The organism is Bacillus sp. SRL337 (genome assembly GCF_984799155.1).
Window position 1 is genome coordinate 2030611 of record NZ_OZ481793.1, and the last position, 25344, is coordinate 2055954.

Genomic DNA, 25344 nt, shown 5'->3' on the forward strand with positions numbered 1-25344 from the left:
AGAGGTGAATACATGAGTAAAAAGAAATCTTCCCCAATGAAGTACCTTGTGATCATCACACTTATTATCGTGGTTCTTCTTGTGTCAATCGTGCTATTAACAAATAAAAGCAAGAATACGGATGAAGCACTTGAGTCCCATCCGGCAACTGAAAACCAGCCAACCATTGGTGAAGCAGATGCACCAGTTTCAGTAGTGGAATTTGGCGACTTCAAATGCCCTGCATGTAAAGCATGGGGCGAGCAGATTTATCCTAAATTAAAAAGTGATTTCATTGATACGGAGAAAGCGAACTTCTCTTATATCAATACGTTATTCCATGGTGAAGAATCAGCATTAAGCGCCCTGGCAGCAGAGTCAGTTTACGAAAATGATCCGGACTCCTATTTCGAGTTTCATAAAGAATTATTCAATCAGCAGCCGACTGCAGATCATGATACAACTTGGATTACTGTAGAAAAGCTGATGGAAGTAGCTGGCGCAACAACTGATATGGATGTTGAGCAATTAAAGCAGGATGTTGAACAAGGCAGCGGTATTGAAGCGGTAGAAGTGGACAAATCACTTGTTGAGGAATTTAATATTCAGCAAACACCTACCATCATAATTAATGGAACTAAATTAGAGGATCCTTATGATTATGATAGAATCAAAGAATTGATTGAAGAGGGACAATAGAAATGGAGCCAAAACAGCTTGATAAAAGCCAGCTCTTTTTATATGGAGCCTGGCTTACTGCTATCATGGCTACTCTCGGAAGTCTTTATTTCAGTGAAATCAGGGGTTTTATACCCTGTGAGCTTTGCTGGTACCAAAGGATTGCCATGTATCCGTTGGTTCTGATACTTGGAGTGGCCACCTTTCAAAATGATATCGGCTTGAAAAAGATTGTTCTTCCTATGTCCATTGGCGGAGGGTTAATTTCTCTCTTTCATTACCTCGAACAAAAGGTGCCTGGATTTGCCGCCATCAAACCGTGCGCAAACGGTGTGCCTTGTAACGCGGAATATATCAACTGGCTTGGATTTATCACGATTCCATTCCTTGCGCTTACAGCGTTTTTCTTGATTACGATATTTACATTCCTTTCTTGGAAAACAAAATAAATCATGCAAATCCACCTTTGAAATTCGGAGGTGGATTTTTTACTGAAGTTTACTTTCTTATAAATAGGTGTATAAAAAATCATATAGTACTAAAAGAAAAAGGATGTGAGGACTTGTCTAAAAGGCATTCTGCTGCCAGCAACACGAGATTGGCGTTTTTTCTCAATCTACTATTTACTATCATTGAATTCATAGGTGGTTTCTTGACCAACAGCATTGCCATTCTTTCTGATGCTGTCCATGATTTAGGAGACAGCGTTTCATTGGGAAGTTCCTGGTATCTTCAAAAATTGTCCAAAAAAGAAAGTAACCATAAATACAGCTTTGGGTATAAACGGTTCTCAGCTTTGGGTGCATTGATTAGCGGGACCATTTTATTCTTTGGTTCGATTTATGTACTGACAGAAGCGATTCCCCGTCTGTTCAACCCCCCGCATCCAAATGCTCAAGGCATGCTTTGGCTTGCGGTTCTGGGAGTGGGAATGAATGGTTTTGCTGCTTGGCGGCTACATAAAGGGAGTTCCATGAATGAAAGCGTTCTTTCTTGGCATCTATTGGAGGACCTGCTCGGCTGGATTGGCGTCCTGATTGTCAGCGGTGTGTTGTTATTTAAGGATATTCACATCCTGGATCCGATTCTTTCAATTTCGATAACAACCTTTGTCCTTTTTAATGTGACTCGTAAATTGATCAAAACCTTAAAAATATTTTTGGATGCTGTCCCCGAAGGTGTTGATTTGGAAGCCATTCAGGCAAAGATAGAAGACCTGGCTGCAGTTCATGAGGCTGACCACCTGCATATCTGGTCAATTGACGGAGAGGACAACGCCATGTCTGTTCATTTATCGCTCAATGAAGATTTATCAGTGGAACATGCTGAAGACCTAAAGTGTGAAGTTAAAAAAATTGTATCGGATTTAAATATCATTCATTCAATCATTGAGATACATCCACCGAAAAAGTGAGCAGGATTCCCTGTTCACTTCTTTATATTGCGGGGCCACCAAAATAGGAAGTTCTCAGCTGCGCCCTGTTTCTGCCAAACATAAATACTCGTGTTTTGTCTAATTACTACATACATTTTTAATTAACTGGAAAAGTAATTTTTGAAAAGCTAAAGGGAGAGGGCTAGGAACATGAAAAATCACTTTGGAGTGTTGTCACTTGTTATCCTTTTGTTAACAGTCAAAATTTCTTTATTTCTTATGTTCACAAAGCATAAAGGTATGCTGGATGAATATGTTGGAATCTTTGGTTTTGGACTTACGGTATTATTCTTGTTACTGAGTAAAAAAGGGAGATTAAAGAGGGTTCTCTTATAGGTTTATGGAAGCTTCCTTGGGGGCTTCATTTTATTCCTTTCTTTTGGGAACAACCGGACTTTAAGCGTTCATATTATTTTGCCGTTCATTAATGAAGGGGTGAGGAGCATGCATCCAAAGAAACAAGTACAGAATCAAAAGCTTAGAAAAGTTCAGGGCATATATAGAAAAAAGGGTAGAAAAAGCAATACTCATGAAGATAATCTTCTTTGGAGAGTGTTTGCTGGCATTTGTATGTTGGCTGTGTTTTTCTTCTTTGTCCTGAGTGTACTGTTTGATATTGGTATACACCTTCCGCCATTCTTTGGAAAGTGAGGATACCAACGTATGGGTTGCTTTTGCAAATATCACGAGAGCCGATCTTTCACCTGGAATTTAATGATGAAGAAAGCCATATTTTATTAAATTCAACAACAAAGCTTAGGAAGAGAGCCGTTTATTAAGACGTTGACAGGAAGAACAGATGCAGTCTGGTTCTTTTTTTTTTTGAGAATAATTCAATTTGTAGATTATCATATTAAGTCGAACGGCTCGTAAATTAAAATAGCTCAAGTGGGTACACAATAGTTAACGCCAATCAACTAAGGAGTGTTCCCAAATGAGCTATACCCATATCGTACCACAGGAACGTGTATTAATCGAAAGTTATTGCCTGGAAAAGAAATCGCTGTCTTACATTGCCTCACAGTTGAAAAGAAGCAAAAGCACCATTCATTACGAGCTAAAACGCTGTAAACCTTATAATGCCTTGCAGGCTCAGCTCGACTACGATGCCAAGCGGGAAAACTGTGGCTCTAGACGCACGGTCGATCAAAAAGATGTTGACTATATCTTGTCCAAACTCCAGCTGGGCTGGTCGCCGGAAAGCATTGTAGGCAGGTATAGGAAAATGCATAAGAAACCTTTTCCAATCAGTGTATCAAGCATTTACCGGTACGCTGCCCTCGGTCTGTTTAAGCTGTCCCAAAAGCTTCTGATTCGAAAAGGGCGGAAGTTAAAAAACAACATGACGGAAACGCGAGGCAAGATGCCCCGTCTTAAAAAAATTCATGCTCGTAATGCGCCTCGAAGCCAAGTCGGGCATTGGGAAGTCGATACAGTCATTGGTAAGTCGCACAAAAGTCAGATTCTCACGTTGACCGAACGTACCAGCCGGTTTGAGATTATCTATAAACTGTCGGCAAAAACGGCGAGTGAAACCACCCAGTCCATCATCCATGTGTTGAAAAACTTGCCTAAAAAAGTGGTGAAGTCCATCACCGCAGACCGCGGCAAGGAATTTCATCTTTGGGAAGAAGTGGAGAAAGGGCTGGAAGTTCCCTTTTACTTCTCGGATCCCGGCAAACCAGGTCAGCGTGGTACCAATGAAAATAGCAACGGCCGCATTAGGCGCAAGTACCCAAAAGGTACCGATTTCAGCCGGATGACCCAGAAGGACATTATGGACTTTCTCTTGACGTTTAACCAGGTCCCCCGGAAAGTGCTCAATTATAATACGCCATTTGAGGTATTCATGAATTTCTTGCCGTGTTCGACTTGAGTTGACAATTTATATTTCAAAAAAGAAAACCAATTTATTCTTTTAGTAATAGTTCGTAAATTAACTGTAAAGTCTGTTTACTTATGGGTTATTCTTATTTACCATAGGAACCGATACACCCAAAAGAAGGGCTTCAGGAATGAATCAAGCAAAGGGAGGGATGAAGGTCTTCAAAAAGAATGCTTATCTTTAAAAGGCTGTTTTCGCATTAATTGTTGCTTTCGAAAAAATTCCAAGAGCCGGATTTTTCCCCTGTAATCCATGGATTTCCCCTCGAAAAAGGGGAAGTAGTTCTTTTCGTTCCTGCTTAAAGGGGATTATCCGATGAACCAAATTATTATTTGAAATTCACATTGAATAGCAACAAAGTTTACCAAAAGAGCCATTTAAAAGGAACAGGAATGGTTAGATCCTCCAGTCAAGAAGGGGACCAAAGAGTTTAAGGGAGAGGTTATAATGAAACGTTTTTCAGGCAAGTGGTTTGGTATCATAACCGTTTTGTTAACGGTTCTACTGGTTAGTACTTCTTTTCAGCTGGACAAGATCAGTGCAACAGGCATTGGTGATTGGAACTCGCCGTTTACAGTTAGTCAGGCATCATCGACTCAAAATGGTTCTGCTTATTCTGTAGAAGGTTACATAGTAGGTCAGCCAACATCTGCCACTAATGTGGTCTCCAGTAATTTTCCGAATGATTATGCCCTTGCGCTTGCAGATTCTCCAAATGAAGCAAACATATCTAATGTGGTGTATGTCCAAATCCCATCTTCCTTTCGTTCCAGCTACGGACTTCAAAGCAATCCTCAGCTATTGGGAGAGAAGCTTAAAGTGACAGGGTCTCTAACGTATTATTTCGCTCATGCAGGTGTGAAATCCACAACAGCTTTCCATGTAACGCAAAGCCAAGACCCAGATCCTGCTGATCCAATATCTTATGAAGAATACTATAAGACAGCAGAAGGGAAAACGGGAGATTCCTTGAAAACGGAATTGCATACTATTATTGATGACCATTCAACGCTCTCTTATAGCGAAGTATGGGATGCATTACGTTCGACGGATGAAGACCCGACCAATCACAATAACGTCCTATTGCTGTATTCAGGACGGTCACAGTCAAAATATACGAATGGCGGCAGTGTGAATGACTGGAACCGTGAACATGTCTGGGCCAAATCACACGGTGACTTTGGTACAGCCCAAGGGCCGGGAACCGATCTTCATCATCTGCGTCCAACAGATGTGACGGTCAATTCCTCAAGAGGAAACCTTGACTTTGATAGAGGTGGAAGCGAGCATATGGAAGCACCAGGTAATTATTATGACAATGACTCCTGGGAACCGCGTGATGAAGTCAAGGGAGATGTTGCCCGAATGCTTTTCTACATGGCTGTGCGTTATGAAGGAGACGGCGGGGAGATCGACCTGGAATTGAATAATTACGTAAATAACGGCAGCGGTCCTAATCATGGGAAAATTTCTGTCTTGTTGGATTGGCATGAACAGGACCCTGTAGACTCCCTGGAAAGACATAGAAATGAAGTGATTTTTGAAGACTATCAAGGAAATAGAAATCCGTTTATTGATCACCCCGAATGGGCTAAGATGGTTTGGCAGTGAGGCACTGAAGGTCATACGGAGAGAAAAGGCAGGTCAGGACGTTGATCTGCCTTTTTCTGTGACAAAAGCTTTCGATATTCTTCAGTCTCCTGATTAGGAATGGTTTCATTATGGTTCGATATCCTCTGCCCCCTCTTCTTTATCAGGATCCTGTATCTTAACTTTCTCGTCTTCAGGGGTGATTGTTCATTCTTCTGCACAAGCGGACAAGAAGAGACATGCTGCCCGAGGAAAGGAAAGTGCTGCTAAATTCTTTTTAGTATCGCTCCTGCTATTTGGATAGTTATCTTTATACAAATAATTGAAAGATAGGTATACAAAAAATATTTTCACCTTTACATTCTCTACAATTTATTATAAAATTATTGAATGGTTTCCCAAATTTTAATAGTTTACTAGTAAAAAGAAGACGTGAGGTGAAAGTAAATATGTTTGAGAAAATGAAAAAGAGCCACCTGAGCCTTTTCTTTTTGGCGGTTGTTTTGTTATGGTTCAAAACATATTTAGTACAACATATAGAATTTAAACTGGGTTTGGATAATAGTTTGCAGGAATTTCTCCTGTTTTTAAATCCATTAGGCTCCATCCTGTTATTTTTAGGATTAACCTTACTGTCCAATAAGAGGAAATTTCTATGGCTCATTGTTTTTGACTTTATTTTGAGCTTTTTGTTATTTGCAAACGTTGTGTATTATCGTTTCTTTAGTGATTTCATTACCATTCCAACATTGATGCAGACCAATAACTTTGGGGATGTAAGTACAAGTGTAACATCCCTTTTAAAACCGCATGACATTTTATTGTTCGCCGATACCTTTATTTTGCTTGCTATTCGCTTATTCTTTAAGAAGAAACAATCGAATGTACATGTTAAAGGCAGACATGCCGGTGCTATTTTAATAACAGCTGTTTTAATTCTTGCTGTGAACCTTCATCTGGCAGAAAAAGATCGTCCGCAGCTGTTAACAAGAACGTTTGATCGTAACTATATTGTTAAATATCTAGGCATGTACAACTATACGATTTATGATGCGGTACAGAGTATTAAAGTATCTTCGAAACGTGCACTTGCAGATTCTGACGATGTAACGGAGGTTCTTGCCTATAATAACTCGAATTATGCAAAGCCCAACCCGGAATATTTCGGGGCTGCAAAAGGGATGAATGTGATTTATCTCCACCTTGAATCCATGCAGAATTTCCTGATTGATTATAAGCTTCACGGTGAGGAAGTCACTCCGTATTTAAATTCTTTAACAAGAGATGAAAATACAATGTACTTCGATAATTTCTTTCACCAGACAGCACAAGGGAAAACATCTGATGCAGAATTTCTATTAGAGAATTCCATGTATGGGCTGCCTCAAGGTTCAGCTTTCGCATTAAAAGGAATGAATACCTACCAGGCTGCACCTGCCATCCTGGGTCAAAACGGTTATACTTCAGCAGTGTTTCATGGAAATAATGGAACGTTCTGGAATCGTAACGAGATTTATAAATCATTTGGTTTTGATAATTTCTTTGATGCAGGCTACTATAACTTAGAATCAGACGAACTGGCTGAGTATGGGTTAATGGATAAGCCGTTCTTTGAACAATCTCAACCATTGCTTGAGTCATTGCCGCAGCCATTTTACACAAAATTCTTGACGGTATCACACCATTTTCCTTACAAAATGGATCAGGAAAAAACAACGATTGCTCCCCATACAACCGGAGATGCGTCTGTTGATAACTATTTCCAGACTGCCCGGTATGCAGATGAAGCCATTAAGGAATTCTTTGACTACCTAAAGGAATCCGGATTGTATGATAATACTGTAGTCGTCATGTATGGTGATCATTATGGAATCTCAGAAAACCATAATAAGGCGATGGCCAAAGTATTAAATAAAGAAATTACACCGTTTGAAAGTGCCGGCCTGCAGCGTGTGCCATTATTGATACATGTGCCAGGCATGGAAGGCGGCGAAATGCACCAGTACGGCGGTCAAGTTGATTTGCTTCCAACACTCATGCACTTATTAGGAATTGAAACTAAACAGTATCTTCAATTTGGGACGGACCTATTATCCGAAGAGCATGATGAATTGGTGCCATTTAGAAATGGCAACTATGTAAGTCCGGAAATCACCCACACTGACGGTAAATATTATGATTCAACGACTGGTGAAGAAATGGAAGAAACAGAAAAAGCAGAAGAAATGAAGGAAAGAGTTCAAAAAGAGCTTGATTATTCCGATAGGGTTGTAGAAGGAGACCTTTTACGATTCTACACTCCAGAAGGTTTTACACCGGTTGATCGATCAGATTATAACTATATCCTTGAAGATCCAAATGATACTAAGCAGGATAGCAGTGAGACCTGATAAAAGGAAAAGTTGTTGAGCTTAACGGCTCAGCAGCTTTTTGTTTTGAGTAAGAGTTTTCGGTTGTCCTTGATTATAATGAAAAGTATATTGAAAAAGTGATTTTATATTGATAAAAAGGGTTTAAACGTGGTATAAGTGTAAAAGAAGTAAAGAAGCAAGGTTTCTTTGCTTTTTATTTTTGTGGTTGCATCAGGGTTGTCCTGATGACCTGATGATGAGAGGATTGAATTTGGGAATGAAAAATAATTTCTGGCGTGAATTACCACGACCATTTTTTATATTGGCACCAATGGAAGATGTGACGGATGTTGTATTCCGCCATGTAGTGAGTGAAGCAGCAAGGCCTGATGTGTTTTTCACAGAGTTTACCAACTCAGAGAGCTACTGTCACCCAAATGGGCGGCAGAGTGTGCGAGGGCGTTTGACGTTTACAGAAGATGAACAGCCAATTGTAGCCCACATATGGGGAGATAAACCTGAATATTTCCGTGAAATGAGTATCGGAATGGCAAAAGAGGGGTTTCGCGGCATAGATATCAATATGGGGTGTCCTGTAGCGAATGTAGCCGGAAATGGAAAGGGCTCTGGACTTATCCGCCGGCCGGAAGTTGCAGCCGAACTGATCAAAGCTGCCAAAGCAGGAGGCTTGCCTGTTAGTGTAAAAACAAGATTAGGGTATACGGAAGTAGATGAATGGCGGAGTTGGTTAAAGCACCTATTAGAGCAAGATATCGTCAATCTTTCCATTCACCTGCGTACAAAAAAGGAAATGAGTAAGGTGGATGCTCATTGGGAACTGATACCTGAAATTAAGAAGCTTCGTGATGAAGTGGCTTCACATACACTTTTGACAATCAATGGTGATATTCCTGATCGGCAAACAGGCTTGGAACTCGTGGAAAAATACGGTGTTGATGGGGTTATGATCGGCCGTGGAATCTTTAACAATCCATTTGCCTTTGAGGAAGAAAAGAAAGAACATAGCAGCAAGGAATTGCTGGATCTCTTAAGGCTGCACCTTGATCTCTTCGATCAGTATACAACCGAGTTTGAACCACGTTCTTTTAAGCCGCTGCGCCGTTTCTTCAAAATCTATGTTCGTGAATTCCGAGGAGCGAGCGAATTAAGAAATCAATTGATGGAAACACAGACAACGGATGAAGTACGTCAATTGCTGGATCAGTTTGATAATGGCGATAATAACTAATCTCATATAAAAAAGAGCGGAAGTTTTTTTAGACTTCCGCTCTTTTTATATTGGTGCTTAGCGATAATGTATTTGAAAAGATGTGAAGCGCGCGGATTAATCGACCGGATCTTGTGCGGAGGCCATCAAATTTGGTCCATTCCATGAGGTAATAGGCCAAAATTCCGCCTCAGCCTCTACCATTGGTGCATTTCGGAATTAATTCGACCAAATTGTGTGCGTCCGCCATCAAATTTGGAGCATTCCATGAGGTAATAGGCCAAAATTCTGCCTCGGCCTCTACCATTTGGTGGATTCCGGTATTAATTTGACCAAATTGTGTGCGGCGGCCATCAAATTTGGAGGATTCCATGAGGTAAAGGGCCAAAATTCCGCCTCAGCCTCTACCATTTGGTCCATTTCGGAATTAATTCGACCAAATTGTGTGCGTCCGCCATCAAATTTGGAGCATTCCATGAGGTAATAGGCCAAAATTCTGCCTTAGCCTCTACCATTTGGTGCATTCCGGAATTAATTCGACCAAATTGTGTGCGGAGGCCATCAAATTTGGTCCATTCCATGAGGTAATTGGCCAAATTTCTGCCTCAGCCTCTACCAATCGTCCAATACACTAGAATGAAAGGGTGCCGATGCTACGTTTTCCTAATAACGGTTTGATACACAGCGCGCCAGTTACTTGTTCTTATTCATTTGACGATGACATGGCCATTGTCTTCTCTCTTAAGAAGGTTTTTCTTGTTAGAGAAAAGACTGCAAAAAGTAATGAAATAATTACAATGCCGCTTCCAAACCACGCTGTATGGGAGACGTTGCTTGAATGAGTTAACACTAGGCCACCAAATGCCGAACCAATAGAAATTCCCACTTGTATCGCTGAATTATTAAAGCTTTGCTGGATATCCGATGTAGATGGGTCAGTTTGGATCAAGTAGCTTTGCTGCGGCGGTGCCAGGCTCCAGCTTAAAGCGGCCCAAACCATCATGATTGGTATAAAAAGTATAAGTGAGAATGTCGTTAGTGGCAACAAGAATAAGACAATGGCAAAGGCGCTGATCACAACGACAATGCTTTTTGGAGCGCCGATTGAATCCGAAAGAATGCCTCCAAATGCTCCTCCACTTACAGCTGCAATCCCAAATAATAAATAACAGATACTAATCCAATTGGGATTCAAATTCAGTTCAGATTCTAGAAATGGAGTGAAATAGGCATAGAGAGTATAGTGTCCTGCGAGCAAAAATACGGTTGCTAGATGTGCACTTCCTATTTTAGCGCTGCCAACAGCCTTTAACTGCTTTGAAAGAGGGATTGTATTTTCCCCTGGTACCCGCTCTAAAAAGATAGAAATAAGAACGATTGATCCAATTGATAATAAGGCGATCCCAAGGAAGATGACACGCCAGCCAAAACTGTTGGAAATAAGAATTCCAAGCGGGACCCCCATAACAAGTGATGAACTGATCCCCATATATATTAGTCCCAGGGCCTTTGCTCGATGTGCAGGAGTTACAATCTTAGCAGCGATGGTCAACGAAAGCACCACGATAAGAGCAGTACTCATGGCAGTCAAAACCCTTGCTGCCATCATAAATGTAAAGCTCGAACTGAAATAGGTCATTATATTCCCTGTAAAAAAGACAAATAAAGAAATGAGGTACAGTTTTTTACGCTCAATCTTACTAGTGATAACAAGTAAAACTGGCCCGGCCACTGCATAAATCAACGCGAAAACGGTAATCAATTGTCCTGCGCTGCTTAATGATATATTAAAATCTTTTGCGATCGTAGGAAGTATCCCTCCGACGATTAGTTCAACTAGTCCAACTGCTACAGTTGATAGTGCGAGAATAAACACTTTAAAATTCATAAATGTAGTATCGTCCTTCCAAATTTAAATTTTAGTTCAGAACATAAAAAAATCCTGATTACAGAAAACGAATAAAATTCATTTTTCTGTAATCAGGATTTTAAGGTTCCTGGTAGAAACCCTCAAGCCATATTCTTGAGGTTATACAGGGTATATTTACTTTTTATAGACACTTTGAAAATTTTATCAGATTTTATCCTATTATTCAAGGGTGTAATTTTACAGATTTCACTCCATCTTTACTAGAGGAGCAGGTTATAAATGAAGTTTTATCTTACAACGGTTCAGTAGGATAGTGAATTTTTTTTCAGTCCTTACAAAGCAAAAATTGACAGGATTGGTGTGCTTATTGTCGTTATGAGAGGTTAAAAGAATAAATCATTAATCAGAGGGGGAGCAGCTGTGTCGGATTTTTATGTGGATATTATTCAGGTCAGGGACGATTCTTTTAAAATTGGTGTTAATAGTGGGATGAAAATGCGAAACCACTCAATCGTTCAAACGTTTGAAGCAATCACAAAGCCAGAAATAAGTTATAAAAATTGAAGGAAATGTATTCCTTATTCGGCCGCCTTTATTAGAAGAGCTCTATGGTTTATCTCATAATTTAAAGCTTCATTCTCATAAAGCAGCTGCTTTGTTTTGTGGATATGATGTCTGCTTGCTTAATTTTTCACTTGGAGATAGTGGAGGAAATATGGCTGTTGTGGAACCCAGTCCAGACAAAGTAATTCTTACCTAACTTGTGTAAATACTCTTCATACATTTTCCTATTCCTATCAAACCTCAAAAAAATCAACCATTGCACAAAGCAGTGAAACAAAAGGGTTGAAGGAAGAGATACTAACATTCAAAGGTTAAAAGGGACTATTGATGCGTAACGAAATCTTTCATTTCAAGGGTCTTTATGAACGGAAAATCCCCATAGATGAAACTCTAACCAAATGGCATTCGTCTATTATTCAAGAAGTAATACAGTAAGAACAAAGAGGATAAAGAGCCATTCCTACTATTGGACTTATGAATTACAGCTTTAGTCAAGGTATCAACAATAAGGAATATAAAATTTAGGAGGGAGAAAATGCCCATACTTTTTATTCCATTTATTTTCGTCATTATACTGATTGGATTTGCGGCAATATACTTACTAAAGACAGGCAAAAAAATAAGAGTTACAAATAATAGAGGACCCACTGTTATTTTTATTTTGAGTGTCTTTTCTTTACTCATTTCTTTAAAAATATTTTGGAACACCGCTGCATTTGTTGATGACTCTGGTTCATCTCCTACAGACATATATGGCAGCGATTTTTGGCTTAGTATGGCGTGGCTGCATTTGGCAATCCTTTTCATTATTACTTTTATCTCCGGTCGCAAATTATTTAGTAAATAATCTGTTCACGGCCGATGCAGTTGAGGGGTCCTCAAACGTATTCAAATATAAAGGATCCCAGAAGTGCGACTTGACGAAGACACTTTAAAACGGATCGCGGGCATTCTCCTTGGCTCGTATAGCAATAGGCACTGGATCTATTGCCTGATTTTCAGCTGACATTTTTGATTTGATAACTAGTTAACAAATAGTTTTAAACTGAAACACCCCCAAGTAGCCTGTTAAGAACATATATTACCATTAATGGTATAATTTAAGAAAACGGGGGTGCTGTATGAAGTTAAGTACTATAAATATTGAAGAACGGATGAAGTTTCATGCTATTCAGGGGTTAAGCTTAACATACATCACAAATGGCCAAATAAGTATGAATGAACATTATGGTCTACTTGAATCAGGCACTGCTAATCTTGTGGACTCTGATTCTGTTTTTAATGCGTGTTCGATAAGTAAGTTCGTGACAGGGATGGTCGTTATGGTTTTAGTTGAACGTGGACTTCTAGGTCTGGACGAGGATGTGAACAACTGTCTTTTATCGTGGAGAGTACCTGAAAGTAAACTTACTTTACATAATAAAGTTACATTGCGCAGGTTGCTTACTCATCAATCTGGAATAGTTGATCCAGAGAATAGTTTTATTGAACATAATTTGAAGGACCAAATTCCTTCAATGGTAGAGTTACTGGAAGGCAAAACGGTGTATTGTAAAATACCAATCGAAGTTACCATTGAGCCGGGAAGTGAATTTCACTATTCAGATGCCGGTTTTTGTATTATACAGCAGATAATTGAAGATATAACGGACAAACCTTTTGAAGTTACAGTTGACGATTTCATTTTCAAACCCTTGAATATGGAATATAGTACATTCCCAAATAATCTGTCTGAAAAAACACAGATAAACTTTTCATGCGGACATAACAGAAACGGCGACATAATTAATGGGAAATACTCGTTTTATCCTTATCCAGCTGCGTCGGGACTATGGACAACATCTGTGGATATAGCCAAGTTGGTCATTGAATTAATTCGTTCGGTAAATGGCCAAAGTAAGATCGGACTTTCTAAATTGTCAGCAAAAGAAATCATTCTCCCTCAGGGGAAAGAATGGACTGGGCTGGGAGTATTTTTAGATGGAGCAGAAGAAGAACTTGAAATTTCTTCTCTTGGATGGGGAGTCGGCTTCCAATCCATGATGGTGGCATCTCCCTTACTGGAGACTGGCTTGGTCATCGTGACGAATACAGATCTGGGTGTGCATCAATTGAAAGGGATGATTGGAGAGATTTACTACTCTTCCAGCTTTTGATGGATTGCTCTCTTCTGTTACCTGCTTACACAAAAATTAAAAAGGGAGGGATTTTTTGTTCTGGATGCATGTTATCTTCATAGCGATCATAGTTTTGGGCAGTATCTCAATCGTTACGTTTTTAATTAGAAAGATGCTTAGAATAAAGAAAAGTAAACGAACTTGTTTTCTAATAATTACATTACTGAATGCCAACGCAAGGTTGATAATTGGATAAGAATTGTTTCTGCAGCCACTCTTCCGATTTTTGCAATTATCTTTATATAGTATGAAAGCCTTGCAAACTTATATTTTATAGGATTTATTTCCTTTTTGACTTTGGATTATATTGCAAGGGGATTATTCAAATGGAAATATAGTGAATATCCCAAACAAGCCATCCTAACTTTAACTGAAATGTGTCTCATGATAATAGCCGTCTTAGTTGTATTTCAGAATTGGATTTTTTAGTATACTTTTAACAATAGAGGAAGTGCAGGTGCCGGATGCACACTTATCATTTCATTTTACCGGAATGTAACCTAAGGAGGAGCATGTTATGTCAAAAGATTTCATTACCGTGATATCTATAGTTTCTATTATTATATGGATATCAGTGTCCAGGAAACTGGAAAAGTCTTCAAAGGAAAAGAAAAAGCGGGAGGTCATTCCATTAATGGCTGTGGGAGTCATATCAACGTTAATACTGACCCTTTCACTGATTGAGAAGTTATGACCTAACAGCTATAAAGAAGAGGCGTTAATCGAGAGAGGATTGCCGGTATTTATAAATGAAGGATTTAAAAATAACGGGCAGGCTGGAGGGAAAAATCTTGAATGGATCTCATATAAATTAATAAAGTGCATAACTACTTTACTTTAATAGCACTCTAGTTAAACCTCTTACCTTATATGGTATCAACTTTTGATTGGAAATATACCATAACTGAATTTGTCCTATTAATTGCCGCCATTCTCTTAGCTATGATCACAAATGAATTTATTTTCAGGGTGAGACAGTGAGTAAAAGCTGCCTGCTGTACCTTTATTTGGGAACAATTGGTTTAGTTCCACACAGGGGGCAGGATACCAGGAACTCCATGGAGAGAATCTCTTGAACTGAATGCAGGATAAATGAAGAAAGCATATGATAAGTTTTTTATAAAAGGCTGTTTTCGCATATATTGTTGCTTTCTGAAAAATCCCAAGTGCCGGATTTTTCCCCTGTATTCATAGGGTTTTACTCTCGAAAAAGAACGGGCAGCTCTTTTCTTTCCTGCTCACCGCGGTTTTGACGACGATTTACCAGGATATTAGTTGAAATTTATATTGAATAGCAACAAAGTTTACGAAAAGAGCCTTATAAAAAAGATTTCTTTGAGATTTTAAGGAACTGGAGAGAAGTAAAATGTTATTCCGTGTTGGAAAATTAACAGTTCGCAAATTAGAAAATGGAGATAATGCCCAATTAGCAAAATGGCTTTCGGATCCCTCTGTCCTGGAGTTCTATGAAGGCAGGGACAATCCTTTTGATTTGAACAAAGTGAATGAGGTTTTCTATCCGCCGGAAGATAAAGAAGTAAAATGCATGGTAGAGTATAACGGAAAATCAATCGGGTATATTCAATTCTATGAAGCCGCTGAGGAAATGAAAAAAGAATATGGGTATCTAAACGAAATTGTTTATGGAACAGATCAATTTATTGGAGAAAAAGACTATTGGAACAAAGGCATTGGAACATTGCTTGTTACCTCTATGGTGGAATACTTAACAGAATACAAAATGGCAGACCGAATAGTGATGGACCCTCAAACAAGAAATACACGGGCTGTAAAGTGTTATGAAAAATGTGGTTTCACAAAAAGGAAATTACTGAGAGGCCATGAACTTCATGAAGGGAAATATCAAGATTGTTGGTTGATGGAGTATTACCAATAAAATGATTTTTCAAAAGGGATGGAGCTGCAGCCTTTAGAAGTAAATGGCTAAGATTTAACAGATAGATCGGTGAAACTGTTTTCGATAAATCTCTTAACGAAAGGAGTATTCTAATGGAAAGAAACCAGTACATATTGCGATTATGATGGATGGAAATGGCTGATGGGGAGAAGAAAGTGGTTTGACTAGAAGCCAGGCGCATTATGCAGGTTCCCAGGCAATGGAGAAAATAATCGATGCCTCACTAGAACTGGACATTAAAGTCATTGCGTTATACGCGTTTTGCAACAGAAAACTGGAAACGGCCAGTAAGAAGAGGTGAACGACCTTATGGATCTTACTGCACGTTATTTACCTAATAAATTACCCACATCCATCCAGAAGGATATAAAAGTTTCTGTTTCCGGTGATCTCGAAAAGCGCCTTCTCATACCAAGGAAGCGATAAAAACAGCAATAAGGAGAACGTCTGGCAATGGCTCTCTTAGTGTAAGCTTTGCAATGAATTATGGTGGCAGGAATGATATCATAAATGCAGTCCATTTTCTGATCTGTGATGTTGAAACATCTAAACTGGCACCTAAAGAGATTAATGAAGCCATGCTAAGCCATTATCTTTATATAAAAGGACTGCCGGACCCGAAAATAGTGTTTTAGAACTGGCGGCGAGAAAAGGATAAGCAATTTCTTGTTATGGCAATCTGCCAAAACAGAATTTTGGTTTACTGACACCCTCTTTCGGGATTTTGACAAGGAGATTCTTATTAAGGCTATAGAGGAAATAAACGGAGCGAGGTGGTAAATTTGGTTATTGAAGTAATGGAACTGCCAAGGTACGAAGTGGCATTTATCAGGCAGATTGGGAGTTATCATGAACCTCAGGAACATTGGGATAAATTGATGAGCTGGTCAATCAGACAGGGACTTTATCCTCCAAGCCAATCATTCATAGGGATTTCTTTAGATGATCCGAGTTTAGTAGAGAGTCACCTTTGCAGGCATGATGCTTGTGTAACACTTCCTGAAGGATTTGACAAAGAGATGCACAATGAGGTGAAATTTAAAAAGCTTGCTGGCGGGCAATATGCCTTATATTCATTTTATAATATGCCTGATAAGTTGCACCTTGCTTACCAATATATATTTGAACAGTGGCTCCCAAACAGTGAGTATGAAGCAGACTTTAATAGTCCCAGCCTGGAATTCAATCTGAATAACCCTGCAGAAGATTCAGAAGGGAGATGCAAGGTTGATTTATTTGTGCCTATTAAAGGCCGGATATTTTGAATGGAAAGAGATGGGACAGCTGATTTTTTTACTTCAAAGCGTTTATTGATACATAGTATATTAAAAAAACATTAAAATTGGAGGGTGTTATTATGGGGAAATACCCTAACTTGAAACTGTTTACTTTCTAGCAGCAAAGGCTGTTAGAAAGAGTGTAAGCAGAATAACAATCCTTTTAGCGGTCTTTGCTATTTCTTATTGAAATCTATTATAAGAAAGCAGGGACAAATATGGGATATAAAAATGCAAGCGATGTTTTACCACAAGAAATCCTGCAGTTAGTCCAGGATTACATTGACGGCGATTACTTATATATACCAAGAAAAAAAGGAAGTGAACTTTCCTGGGGAGAAAGAAATGGTACAAGGAAAACCCTTAAAGATAGAAATTTGACTATCTATCATCTCTACCTCAACGGAGCAGCAAAGGTAGAGCTAGCTAGAGAGTATCACCTTTCCATCAAAAGTATTGAAAGAATCATCTATACGTTAAAAGAATAAGTGCTGCGAACATGTCTTATGTTATTTTTACATAAGGCATTTTTATGCTGGCTAAAGAATGCTTCATACTTGAACAATAGGAAGCCTGGTTAAACACAAGAGTATAAAATGGTGATAGGTATAGAAAGGGGATGCAGGCTTATGAATTATAATATGAGAAAAAGAACCAAGGAAGATGTTAAGGAATTCATTACGTGGACGTATGATGGTATCTATTCTTTTTATGATAATACTATCCAGGAAGAAAAAATCATTGGATTCCTCGATAGTATTGATACTGAAAATTACTATTCAGTCCTTGATCAGCAGGGTGAGTTAATTGGAAACTGTGAGTTCTTTCATGTCGGTGAAGAAACTATGGCAGTGGGTGTACAAATGAAACCCTCATTGACAGGAAAAGGGCACGGCGAAGGATTTATTCAATCCATTATTGAACAAGGGAGAAAAATAATAGGCTATGACCATCTGGAGCTGGCGGTGGCCGATTTAAATCAAAGAGCAATCAAAGTATATGAAAAAGCGGGCTTTACCAGAAAGGGAACCTTTAAAAATACTATAAGAGAAGTAGAGTATCAGTTTATCATCATGGAAAAAGATTGGTGAGACGAACACTTTCTTCATTTGGAGTAAAACTTGTGAATGGCGCGTGTTAGTTCAATATCAATCACTTCTCGACAGTACTCTTGGAACTTCGGACAACAGTCTCATCTGCTGCTGTCGCGATTAACAAAAAATCGAGACAGAATCCAAGCGGTACTGACCAAGTCTGTCCCGATAACGGGTGAATCTGGACAGGAGACCACCAGATTACATAAAAGCTGTCGCGATTTACAGGAAATCGAGACAGAATCCAAGCGGTACTGACCAAGTCTGTCCCGATAACGGGTGAATCGGGACAGGAGACCACCAGATTACATAAAAGCTGTCTCGATTAACAGGAAAACGAGACAGAATCCAAGAGGTACTGACCAAGTCTGTCCCGATAACGGGTAAATCGGGACAGGAGACCACCAGATTACATAAAAGCTGTCGCGATTAACAGGAAATCGAGACAGAATTCAAGAGGTACTTACGAAGCCTGTCCCGATAACGAGTGAATCGGGACAGGAGACCACCAGATTACATAAAAGCTGTCGCGATTAACAGGAAAACGAGACAGAATCCAAGCGGTACTGACCAAGTCTGTCCCGATAACGAGTAAATCGGGACAGGAGACCACCAGATTACATAAAAGTTGTCGCGATTAACAGGAAATCGCGACAGAATCCAAGAGGTACTGACCAATCCTGTCCCGATAACGAGTGAATCGGGACAGGAGACCACCAGATTACATAAAAGCAGTCGCGATTAACAGGAAATCGAGACAGAATCCAAGAGGTACTGACAAAGCCTGTCCCGATAATCGTTGAATCGGGACAGGAGGCAACCAGATTACATAAAAGCTGTCGCGATTAACAGGAAATCGCGACAGAATCCAAGAGGTACTGACCAATCCTGTCCCGATAACGAGTGAATCGGGACAGTAGGCAACCAGATTACATAAAAGTTGTCGCGATTAACAGGAAATCGCGACAGAATCCAAGAGGTACTGACCAATCCTGTCCCGATAACGAGTGAATCGGGACAGGAGACCACCAGATTACATAAAAGCAGTCGCGATTAACAGGAAATCGAGACAGAATCCAAGAGGTACTGACAAAGCCTGTCCCGATAATCGTTGAATCGGGACAGGAGGCAACCAGATTACATAAAAGCTGTCGCGATTAACAGGAAATCGCGACAGAATCCAAGAGGTACTGACCAATCCTGTCCCGATAACGAGTGAATCGGGACAGTAGGCAACCAGATTACATAAAAGTTGTCGCGATTAACAGGAAATCGCGACAGAATCCAAGAGGTACTGACCAATCCTGTCCCGATAATCGTTGAATTGGGACAGGAGGCCACCAGATCACATAAAAGCTGTCTCGATTAACAGGAAATCGAGACAAAAACCAATCACTTTAATCCGTTGCTGTCCCGAAAATCTCTGAATCACCACCCCGTTTAGCGATAATGAACTTGAAGTAGGACCAGCTGCAGAATAGTTATCATTGAAAGCGTTGAGCTGACAGGAATGAATGCTTTTTATTAATAATCCTGCCAATTGACAGCCTAAACGAGCAAATTCCGAAACCTATGTATGGTGTCTGCCGTCTAACAATGTAAAGGGGCGGATAATTGGGATATTAGTATGCAGGACTTTGGGAAGCTTGGTTATGTACTGGGGATATTCAGTATGGAAGAAGAAAAAACCCATTTCATTACAGGGTTTAATAGAAAAGGTTTCAAAGGCAGTATAAATAAACTGGCTAAAGTATTCAGGATGTATTTAATCTTTCTTGGTGGTATATTGACAGAATCCCTCCCATTTAATCTAGTGTAAATAGGCTTTTTTACTGGAGAAATTCATTTGATTTTTGTACGGCAATGCCGCTCAGTCTATCTTTTATATCGAAACAGATGGATCCCTAAGGAAACATGGTTACAAAATAGCTGAATTGAAGAACTCGCGTCAAGAGATACATATAATGTTCGTTTTTTCTGAAAACTCTTACGCCTTTTGTCCTATTCCTGCTATAATTACTATATATTCTTTTTTCATTAAAGGAGCGCCATCTATGAAAAGGTTCGCCACTTTGGTAAGCGCTGTCATTTGTGTTGTCCTTTTTTATTTTACAATTCAATCGGCACTTGATGTCTATAGTGCGAGTTGGCAATTACCTCAGAAGAAAAGCCAGGAATCTCTGAATAAACGTTTGGTTTTAATCACGCAGGAGCTGGATACACCTTTTTGGGATCAGGTCAGTTACGGAGCGAGAAATCAAGCGGAGAAAGACGATGTCACATTAGAAGTATGGGGGAGCTATGGGAATGATCAGGAAAATTTTCTAAAGCAAATAGAATTAGCAATCTATTCAAAAGTGGATGGTATCATTGTACAGGGGCTGGATACGGAAGGATTTAAGGAGTTAGCCAAAGTGAAAGCGGCGTCCTATGGAATCCCTCTCATTACTGTAGCCAATGATGTTCCTCCGTCAGAAAGTCTTCGCAAAACGTATGTGGGTTCTGACCAGCATTTTGCCGGTGAATTAATTGCCAGGCAGCTCATCAATGATATGGGCACATCAGGAGAAGTGATCCTTATGCTCGATAGTAAGAAGGAATATTATCAGGAAGAACGGTTGAAGGGGATACAGAATTCTCTTGAAAGGTACTCCAATATCAAGATGATTCCAGCTGAAGCTGAAGACAGCAGAGAGCAGGGGATTGCTTTGACGAAGGATTTATTGAACCGCTATCCGAATGTCGATGCATTTATCGCTGTTAACTCCAATTTTACAGGGGACATCATTCAGGAAATTGAAAAACGGTCGAAAGTGGAACCATTTTATATCTATTCTTTTGATGATAGCAGCGTTTCATTATCTTCCCTGCAGCAAGGCAAGCTAGATGGGATAATTGAGCAATCCCCCAAAGAAATGGGGGAAAGAAGCGTGCATCTCATGGTACAGTGGCTGAACAATGAGACGGTGCCGCTGGATTTGGAAGGCTATTTAACGGATATTCGAATGATAAAGGCGACAGATATAGAATGACCAATATACAAAAGAAAATCTGGATGCTGGCGGTGATTGTTTTAGTGATCATGGCCACGATCTGGATGTCACTCACTTTTTATAATCAAAAAATGCAAAATCAATATAATGATATTCTTGAGCGGTACCTGGTATTGAACGAAATCAGAACCACCAGTCAGAAAACAGTGACAGCCCTTAACAATTATCTGCTCCTTCCTTCTGCAGAAAATTTAAATGCAGTGAATGTCAGTATGCAAAACATCCAAAACAAGCAGGAAGTGGTAGCCGGCTTCAAAAATATGGATAATGAGTTTGAGTTGGCCAGCTACGTTAACTTACTTGATAGTCTTGTAGAAGTAACAGACCGAGCCCTTGTGTTTCACTCGGAAGAAGGGATTGAAAATGCAAGAAGTTCACTTAACGAAGCGACATATATTTCTAATTATATTTCTGAAATGACTCTCTCGTTAATTGATACGGAACTTAATACATATGACCAGTTTTACCGGGCGATCATTGATCAATCCGAAAAATTGAATCAGCTCGGGATTTGGTTATTGCTGCTGATTACCTTTTTGTTATTGCTTTATACCTATTGGTTTTCGTTAAGGATTACAAGACCATTGGAAAAGCTGACACGGGCAGCCAGTGAATTGTCAAAGGGACGATTCGATTTAAAGATTGAAGTGAATTCCAGAGATGAGATGGCCTTTTTAGCAAGAATGTTTGATCATATGAGGACGAACATAAATAAATTGATTATTGAAATTCAACAGAAGGCACAACTTGAAAAAGAGCTTCAGGAGAGTAAAATCCTTTTAAAAGACAGCCAGCTCCGAAGTTTGCAAAGCCAGATCAACCCTCATTTTTTGTTTAATACCCTGAATACCGTCTCGAAAAAGGCCTATTTGGAAGGTTCAGAAGAAACAAGCGATCTCCTTGTCAGCATTGCAGGTCTGCTGCGCTACAATCTCAAACATTTGGATAAAACAATGACACTCTGTGACGAGGTTAATGTGTTAAAGCAGTATATGATTATACAAAAAGCCAGATTTACTGACCGGCTCACTTTTCATACAGACATCGACGAATCGTGCCTGAGTATCGATATTCCAGGCTTGACACTTCAACCCATTGTTGAAAACGCTGTCATCTATGCTGTTGAGCCTAATGAAGCTGGCGGCACCATCTGGTTCAGAATCAGGGATAATGGAGATCGAGTGATGATAGAGGTTGAGGATGACGGTCCAGGTATGCAAGAGGATAAGATTAGTAAAATTATGAAGGAAGAAGAGGAGAACGAGCCAAAACAGGGTCATACCTCGGGAATCGGATTGAATAATGTAATGAAACGCTTGCGCCTTTTTACTGGCAATGGAGATGTAATGAAGATTGAAGGCAATGAAGGAATTGGAACGAAAGTAACCATAGAGATCCCTAAGAAGAGAGGAGCTGCGGAAGATGATCAAGCTGCTGGTGGTTGATGATGAACAAATCGAACGTGATGCACTGCAAGTGATACTGGAAAGGAATTTCACCGGCCTCATAATCAAACAAGCTAGGAATGGCAGGCTAGCCGTAGAGATGGCAGCAGAGTTTCAACCGGATTTAGTGTTAATGGACATTCAAATGCCCGGTATGAATGGATTTGAAGCAATAGAGAAAATCAATCAAGATTATCCTTCTGTTAAGTTTATTATGATCACTGCATTTGCAACATTTAATTATGCACATTCTGCCTTAAAGCTAGGAGTTATCGATTATATGGTGAAACCGACGAAGGTGTCGGACATCGTCGACACGATTGGCAAAGCACTCCATCAAATTGAGGAACAAAGGAAATTAGTGGAAAAAGATAAGGAACAACAGGATACCGTTCAAAAAGCCATGTCCATCTTTGAAACAGATGTTGTTACATAGCTATTGTTCGATCATGTGCATGAGGTGCATTTACACGAATTGGTTGAGAAGTTGGAAATGCAAATGACAGAAGAAAAATTTGTAATGAGTATTATTCTTCCACCTGGTTCGGAGAATTACTATTCGGCAATCAGGCAGAAAGTCAGAAAGATAGGAGACGCATGGATGGGGGCTTTATATGGGCGCCATTTACCTGTCATCGTTTTTAAAAAGCAAGGCCAGTCTTACAGATCTCAAGCTATAGTGTTATCCAGGGAGATTATGAAGCTTGTAAAATCAGAAAATGCAGGTTGGTTTATAGGAATAGGGAATGTTTATCACTCCGTGGACAAAATCAAACAATCCTATCAAGAATCTTTATCAGCAACTCGTGATACATCGCTGCCGGTCAAATACCGTTTTTATTCCGATATGCCCACACTTGCTTCCGATGTCGATGAACATACCTCCAAGCAATATGAACAACAATTTTTTGACAATATCCGCACAGGGGAATGGGGAGCAATCCATACCTTCGTGACAGACTTAATTGATCGAAATGAAAAAAAAGGCACCGAAGTGGTGAACACCCAGCAGCGGCTGATGGAGCTTCTTTGGATCATCTCTCAAGTCATGGGTGAGATGGGGGTGGAAATAGACTCCCCTGTCTATCCCTTCAAATCCACAGACTACCGCCAATTGCGGGCAGAGACGGGCCAGGTATTAGAAAGTCTGCAGCAATACGACCAAAAGCATCATGAAAAACTGGAAGCAAACACAATTGAACAGATTAAGCAGTATATTGTGGAACATGCCTATCAGGATATATCACTGGAGGAAATAGGGAAAGAAATTGGCCTGAGCCCGATTTATATAAGTAAAATTTTCAAAGAGCAGCTTGGTGTGAATTACATTCATTTCTTGACCGAGTGCCGAATAGAAAAAGCAAAAAAACTGATGAGAGATCCGGAGAAAAGCTTGAAGGAAATCACTTATGAAATTGGCTATCATGATCCAAACTATTTCAGCAAAGTATTCAAAAAAATGTGTCATGAATCACCGACCGACTATCGAAAGAAAATCATGGATAACAAGAAGCTTGTGTAAAAAAGGAAGGAAGCGGGGTAAATGAAGCGTAGTTTACTAAAAGCAAGTGCTTTGCTGTTTATGCTCGTGATCCTGCTGATGATTTCTTCTTGTAAGCCGCAGGAAGATATTAATATGAACGGCGGTTCCTCAAGTAAGCCAACCCCTGCCATGCAAGAAATAGAAACAAGCGGGGACACAATAAAAATTGGTTTCGTGATGGGGACCCTGCTCGAAGAACGCTGGCAGAAGGACCGCGATCTATTTAAAAAGGCGGTAGAACATCTAGGCGCCCTTGTGGAAGTTTATTCGGCAGACGGTAACGACGCCTTGCAAATTTGGCAAGCAGAAAAGTTAATCAGTCAGGGAGTCGATCTCTTGGTCATTATTCCTCAGAATGCTGAATCAGCAGCTGCCATCGTAGAAAAAGCACATGCTGCTGGTGTGAAGGTTTTGTCTTACGACCGGCTGGTAACGAATGCAGAAGTGGACATGTATGTATCCTATGACAATGAAAAGGTTGGAGAATTGCAAGCGAAAGCGATTACCAAGTTAGTACCTAAAGGGAAATATGTCTATATCGGCGGAGCTGAAATCGATAACAATGCACATTTAATCAAAAAAGGTGCCTTTTCTGTACTGCAGCCATTGATTGATAATGAGGAGATTACCATTGTGTTTGACCAATGGACGAAAGACTGGCTTCCCTCTAATGCAAAAGCCAATATAGAACTCGCCCTTGATGCAAACCATAACCAGGTTGATGCAATCATTGCTCCAAATGACACCACGGCTGGCGCCATAATTGAAGTGCTTGAGGAACGGGGGCTGGCTGGCAAAATTCCTGTAACGGGACAGGATGCCGACCTTGCAGCGGTCCGAAGAATCGTTTCAGGTGAACAGGCGATGACGGTATATAAACCAATTCAAGAATTAACGGAGACCGCGGCTGAACTGGCAGTCAAACTAGCCAAGGGTGAGGAAATCGGGAACGACCTGAAAATCAATAATGGGAAGGTAGAAGTCCCTTCGGTTCTCCTTCCGCCGATTGCTGTCAATAACGATAACTTGGATGAAACCATTATTGCAGATGGATTTCATACTAAGAAAGAAGTTTACCAGCTGAATGATTAGCAGGGAAGGACAAGGAGATTAAGCTCCTTGTCCTTTTTTAATTTTACTATCATGAACGCTTTTGAGTAAGAAACACACTGTAAAAAGGTAATGCCTTGCTGGATGGTAAACGCTTAAAAGAGAAAAGGGCCACTATAATGCTGGCTGGTCTCTTGTAAGGTAACC

The 25344-nt window shown here is 39.9% G+C and carries 26 protein-coding genes and 1 riboswitch; of the genes, 25 read left to right on the forward strand and 1 reads right to left on the reverse strand.

The annotated features are described in order from the left end of the window. Positions 1-12 precede the first annotated feature (12 nt). The 7 genes from AC4E8A_RS10010 to AC4E8A_RS10040 all read left to right on the forward strand — a co-directional run bounded on the left by AC4E8A_RS10010 (position 13) and on the right by AC4E8A_RS10040 (position 9167). Positions 13-678 carry a thioredoxin domain-containing protein gene (locus AC4E8A_RS10010; protein WP_490198322.1) on the forward strand — a complete coding sequence of 222 codons (666 nt, stop codon included), beginning with the start codon at positions 13-15 and terminating at the stop codon, positions 676-678. Positions 679-680: 2 nt separating this feature from the next. Continuing rightward, on the forward strand, positions 681-1106 hold the full coding sequence (locus AC4E8A_RS10015; RefSeq protein WP_490198324.1) for a disulfide oxidoreductase: 426 nt from the start codon (positions 681-683) through the stop codon (positions 1104-1106). A 113-nt stretch (positions 1107-1219) separates the two neighbouring features. Further along, positions 1220-2071, forward strand: coding sequence for a cation diffusion facilitator family transporter (locus AC4E8A_RS10020; RefSeq protein ID WP_490198325.1), 852 nt, complete (start codon positions 1220-1222; stop codon positions 2069-2071). 955 nt (positions 2072-3026) lie between these two features. Beyond that, entirely contained in the window at positions 3027-3968 is a 942-nt protein-coding gene (locus tag AC4E8A_RS10025) for an IS30 family transposase (RefSeq protein ID WP_490198326.1), read from the forward strand. Positions 3969-4424: 456 nt separating this feature from the next. Beyond that, complete coding sequence (locus AC4E8A_RS10030) at positions 4425-5588, forward strand: endonuclease (RefSeq protein WP_490198327.1); 1164 nt, start codon at positions 4425-4427, stop codon at positions 5586-5588. 428 nt (positions 5589-6016) lie between these two features. After that, positions 6017-7957 carry a lipoteichoic acid synthase gene (gene ltaS, locus AC4E8A_RS10035; RefSeq protein WP_490198328.1) on the forward strand — a complete coding sequence of 647 codons (1941 nt, stop codon included), beginning with the start codon at positions 6017-6019 and terminating at the stop codon, positions 7955-7957. Positions 7958-8195: 238 nt separating this feature from the next. Continuing rightward, positions 8196-9167 carry a tRNA dihydrouridine synthase gene (locus AC4E8A_RS10040; protein ID WP_490198329.1) on the forward strand — a complete coding sequence of 324 codons (972 nt, stop codon included), beginning with the start codon at positions 8196-8198 and terminating at the stop codon, positions 9165-9167. A gap of 682 nt (positions 9168-9849) precedes the next feature. Here AC4E8A_RS10040 and AC4E8A_RS10045 read toward each other — a convergent pair. Then, positions 9850-11034, reverse strand: coding sequence for an MFS transporter (locus AC4E8A_RS10045; RefSeq protein ID WP_490198330.1), 1185 nt, complete (start codon positions 11032-11034; stop codon positions 9850-9852). A gap of 69 nt (positions 11035-11103) precedes the next feature. Continuing rightward, positions 11104-11203: riboswitch (purine riboswitch) on the reverse strand. A gap of 912 nt (positions 11204-12115) precedes the next feature. Here AC4E8A_RS10045 and AC4E8A_RS10050 point away from each other — a divergent pair. The 18 genes from AC4E8A_RS10050 to AC4E8A_RS10135 all read left to right on the forward strand — a co-directional run bounded on the left by AC4E8A_RS10050 (position 12116) and on the right by AC4E8A_RS10135 (position 25179). After that, positions 12116-12427 carry a hypothetical protein gene (locus tag AC4E8A_RS10050; RefSeq protein ID WP_490198331.1) on the forward strand — a complete coding sequence of 104 codons (312 nt, stop codon included), beginning with the start codon at positions 12116-12118 and terminating at the stop codon, positions 12425-12427. Between the two features lie 274 nt (positions 12428-12701). Further along, entirely contained in the window at positions 12702-13736 is a 1035-nt protein-coding gene (locus AC4E8A_RS10055) for a serine hydrolase domain-containing protein (RefSeq protein WP_490198332.1), read from the forward strand. A 294-nt stretch (positions 13737-14030) separates the two neighbouring features. Further along, on the forward strand, positions 14031-14186 hold the full coding sequence (locus AC4E8A_RS10060) for a DUF4181 domain-containing protein (RefSeq protein ID WP_490198830.1): 156 nt from the start codon (positions 14031-14033) through the stop codon (positions 14184-14186). Between the two features lie 88 nt (positions 14187-14274). Then, positions 14275-14451, forward strand: coding sequence for a hypothetical protein (locus tag AC4E8A_RS10065; RefSeq protein WP_490198333.1), 177 nt, complete (start codon positions 14275-14277; stop codon positions 14449-14451). Between the two features lie 672 nt (positions 14452-15123). Continuing rightward, positions 15124-15654, forward strand: a complete 531-nt coding sequence (locus AC4E8A_RS10070) for a GNAT family N-acetyltransferase (protein ID WP_490198334.1) — start codon at positions 15124-15126, stop codon at positions 15652-15654. 181 nt (positions 15655-15835) lie between these two features. Further along, complete coding sequence (locus AC4E8A_RS10075; protein WP_490198336.1) at positions 15836-15976, forward strand: hypothetical protein; 141 nt, start codon at positions 15836-15838, stop codon at positions 15974-15976. A 133-nt stretch (positions 15977-16109) separates the two neighbouring features. After that, positions 16110-16310 carry an undecaprenyl diphosphate synthase family protein gene (locus tag AC4E8A_RS10080; protein ID WP_490198832.1) on the forward strand — a complete coding sequence of 67 codons (201 nt, stop codon included), beginning with the start codon at positions 16110-16112 and terminating at the stop codon, positions 16308-16310. 31 nt (positions 16311-16341) lie between these two features. Next, positions 16342-16455 (forward strand): hypothetical protein, encoded by a 114-nt coding sequence (locus AC4E8A_RS10085; RefSeq protein ID WP_490198337.1) that lies wholly within the window; start codon positions 16342-16344, stop codon positions 16453-16455. A gap of 17 nt (positions 16456-16472) precedes the next feature. Continuing rightward, positions 16473-16940, forward strand: coding sequence for an AraC family transcriptional regulator (locus AC4E8A_RS10090; RefSeq protein ID WP_490198833.1), 468 nt, complete (start codon positions 16473-16475; stop codon positions 16938-16940). Between the two features lie 230 nt (positions 16941-17170). Further along, entirely contained in the window at positions 17171-17440 is a 270-nt protein-coding gene (locus AC4E8A_RS10095) for a CD3324 family protein (protein ID WP_490198338.1), read from the forward strand. 141 nt (positions 17441-17581) lie between these two features. Beyond that, positions 17582-18043 (forward strand): GNAT family N-acetyltransferase, encoded by a 462-nt coding sequence (locus tag AC4E8A_RS10100; RefSeq protein WP_490198339.1) that lies wholly within the window; start codon positions 17582-17584, stop codon positions 18041-18043. A 36-nt stretch (positions 18044-18079) separates the two neighbouring features. Continuing rightward, positions 18080-18304, forward strand: coding sequence for a hypothetical protein (locus tag AC4E8A_RS10105; protein ID WP_490198340.1), 225 nt, complete (start codon positions 18080-18082; stop codon positions 18302-18304). 1369 nt (positions 18305-19673) lie between these two features. Then, positions 19674-19865, forward strand: a complete 192-nt coding sequence (locus AC4E8A_RS10110) for a hypothetical protein (RefSeq protein WP_490198341.1) — start codon at positions 19674-19676, stop codon at positions 19863-19865. 235 nt (positions 19866-20100) lie between these two features. Further along, positions 20101-21078 carry a sugar ABC transporter substrate-binding protein gene (locus tag AC4E8A_RS10115; RefSeq protein ID WP_490198342.1) on the forward strand — a complete coding sequence of 326 codons (978 nt, stop codon included), beginning with the start codon at positions 20101-20103 and terminating at the stop codon, positions 21076-21078. Beyond that, complete coding sequence (locus tag AC4E8A_RS10120) at positions 21075-22544, forward strand: sensor histidine kinase (RefSeq protein WP_490198343.1); 1470 nt, start codon at positions 21075-21077, stop codon at positions 22542-22544. The genes AC4E8A_RS10115 and AC4E8A_RS10120 overlap by 4 nt, the downstream gene beginning before the upstream one ends. After that, positions 22522-22980 (forward strand): response regulator, encoded by a 459-nt coding sequence (locus AC4E8A_RS10125; protein ID WP_490198344.1) that lies wholly within the window; start codon positions 22522-22524, stop codon positions 22978-22980. The genes AC4E8A_RS10120 and AC4E8A_RS10125 overlap by 23 nt, the downstream gene beginning before the upstream one ends. A 24-nt stretch (positions 22981-23004) precedes the next feature. Continuing rightward, entirely contained in the window at positions 23005-24066 is a 1062-nt protein-coding gene (locus AC4E8A_RS10130; protein WP_490198835.1) for a helix-turn-helix domain-containing protein, read from the forward strand. Between the two features lie 21 nt (positions 24067-24087). Next, positions 24088-25179, forward strand: coding sequence for a sugar ABC transporter substrate-binding protein (locus AC4E8A_RS10135; RefSeq protein ID WP_490198345.1), 1092 nt, complete (start codon positions 24088-24090; stop codon positions 25177-25179). Positions 25180-25344 lie beyond the last annotated feature (165 nt).

What these genes read in the sequence shown, in the direction of transcription:
- AC4E8A_RS10010 (WP_490198322.1), top strand. Translation starts at nt 13, where the DNA reads ATGAGTAAAAAGAAATCTTCCCCAATGAAGTACCTTGTGATCATCACA.
- AC4E8A_RS10015 (WP_490198324.1), top strand. Translation starts at nt 681, where the DNA reads ATGGAGCCAAAACAGCTTGATAAAAGCCAGCTCTTTTTATATGGAGCC.
- AC4E8A_RS10025 (WP_490198326.1), top strand. Translation starts at nt 3,027, where the DNA reads ATGAGCTATACCCATATCGTACCACAGGAACGTGTATTAATCGAAAGT.
- AC4E8A_RS10030 (WP_490198327.1), top strand. Translation starts at nt 4,425, where the DNA reads ATGAAACGTTTTTCAGGCAAGTGGTTTGGTATCATAACCGTTTTGTTA.
- ltaS (WP_490198328.1), top strand. Translation starts at nt 6,017, where the DNA reads ATGTTTGAGAAAATGAAAAAGAGCCACCTGAGCCTTTTCTTTTTGGCG.
- AC4E8A_RS10040 (WP_490198329.1), top strand. Translation starts at nt 8,196, where the DNA reads ATGAAAAATAATTTCTGGCGTGAATTACCACGACCATTTTTTATATTG.
- AC4E8A_RS10045 (WP_490198330.1), bottom strand. Translation starts at nt 11,034, where the DNA reads ATGAATTTTAAAGTGTTTATTCTCGCACTATCAACTGTAGCAGTTGGA.
- AC4E8A_RS10050 (WP_490198331.1), top strand. Translation starts at nt 12,116, where the DNA reads ATGCCCATACTTTTTATTCCATTTATTTTCGTCATTATACTGATTGGA.
- AC4E8A_RS10055 (WP_490198332.1), top strand. Translation starts at nt 12,702, where the DNA reads ATGAAGTTAAGTACTATAAATATTGAAGAACGGATGAAGTTTCATGCT.
- AC4E8A_RS10065 (WP_490198333.1), top strand. Translation starts at nt 14,275, where the DNA reads ATGTCAAAAGATTTCATTACCGTGATATCTATAGTTTCTATTATTATA.
- AC4E8A_RS10070 (WP_490198334.1), top strand. Translation starts at nt 15,124, where the DNA reads ATGTTATTCCGTGTTGGAAAATTAACAGTTCGCAAATTAGAAAATGGA.
- AC4E8A_RS10090 (WP_490198833.1), top strand. Translation starts at nt 16,473, where the DNA reads ATGGAACTGCCAAGGTACGAAGTGGCATTTATCAGGCAGATTGGGAGT.
- AC4E8A_RS10095 (WP_490198338.1), top strand. Translation starts at nt 17,171, where the DNA reads ATGGGATATAAAAATGCAAGCGATGTTTTACCACAAGAAATCCTGCAG.
- AC4E8A_RS10100 (WP_490198339.1), top strand. Translation starts at nt 17,582, where the DNA reads ATGAATTATAATATGAGAAAAAGAACCAAGGAAGATGTTAAGGAATTC.
- AC4E8A_RS10105 (WP_490198340.1), top strand. Translation starts at nt 18,080, where the DNA reads ATGGCGCGTGTTAGTTCAATATCAATCACTTCTCGACAGTACTCTTGG.
- AC4E8A_RS10110 (WP_490198341.1), top strand. Translation starts at nt 19,674, where the DNA reads ATGCAGGACTTTGGGAAGCTTGGTTATGTACTGGGGATATTCAGTATG.
- AC4E8A_RS10115 (WP_490198342.1), top strand. Translation starts at nt 20,101, where the DNA reads ATGAAAAGGTTCGCCACTTTGGTAAGCGCTGTCATTTGTGTTGTCCTT.
- AC4E8A_RS10120 (WP_490198343.1), top strand. Translation starts at nt 21,075, where the DNA reads ATGACCAATATACAAAAGAAAATCTGGATGCTGGCGGTGATTGTTTTA.
- AC4E8A_RS10125 (WP_490198344.1), top strand. Translation starts at nt 22,522, where the DNA reads ATGATCAAGCTGCTGGTGGTTGATGATGAACAAATCGAACGTGATGCA.
- AC4E8A_RS10135 (WP_490198345.1), top strand. Translation starts at nt 24,088, where the DNA reads ATGAAGCGTAGTTTACTAAAAGCAAGTGCTTTGCTGTTTATGCTCGTG.